The organism is Alcanivorax sp. HI0044 (assembly GCF_001634945.1).
Genome location: NZ_LWEZ01000075.1, coordinates 1 through 767 on the forward strand (window position 1 = coordinate 1; position 767 = coordinate 767).

The 767-nt window shown below is 55.5% G+C and carries 2 protein-coding genes; both read left to right on the forward strand.

What is annotated here, in order from left to right; translation table 11 throughout:
- A partial coding sequence (locus A3730_RS00955; RefSeq protein ID WP_156500729.1) for an SDR family NAD(P)-dependent oxidoreductase occupies positions 1–525 on the forward strand: 525 nt, incomplete at its 5' end.
- Between the two features lie 2 nt (positions 526–527).
- A partial coding sequence (locus A3730_RS00960; protein ID WP_156500731.1) for an NAD(P)-binding protein occupies positions 528–767 on the forward strand: 240 nt, incomplete at its 3' end.

Consider the following 767-nt stretch of genomic DNA (forward strand, 5'->3'; position numbering starts at 1 on the left):
TTCGATGAGCTGAGCCTGGATGACTGGAAGTGGTGCATGCACGTGAACCTGTGGGGCGTGATCAATGGCTGCCACTACTTTGTGCCCGGTTTCAAGAAACAGGGGCATGGCGCCATTATCAATGTGGCGTCTGCGGCATCGTACACGGCGGCACCGGAAATGAGTGCCTATAACGTGACCAAGGCCGGTGTGCGCGCCTTGTCCGAAACCCTGTTCTCGGAATTGGCCAGGGACAACATTCGCGTGAATGTGCTGTGCCCGACGCTGGTGCCGACCAACATTATCAAGAATGGCCGCATCCCCGGCCGTTACTCCAAGCTGGCGGACCATGCGTTGATGAACTACGCCATGACCACCAGTGACGATGTGGCCAAGCTGACCCTGAACCGTCTGGACAAGGGCGAGCTGTACACCACGCCTCAGGTGGATGCGAAGTTGTTCTGGATGATGAAGCGGGCGTCGCCGAACTTTTACGCCAAGTTCCTGGGTTTCTCTTATCGCTTTGTCAGTAACAAGGGGGCATAACCATGGCCGCTGCAAAAAAGACCAAGACCACGGCGCGCAAGGCGCCGGCAGAAAAAATTTATGATTCCTTTATCGTCGGTGCCGGCATTTCCGGTATCGCCGCAGCGATCAAGCTGAAAAAGGAAGGCTATAACGATTTCAAGATTATCGAGAGGGCAGACCGCGTGGGCGGCACCTGGCGGGAAAATACCTACCCGGGCTGTGGTTGTGATGTGCCGTCCTCGTTGTATTCCTATTCATTT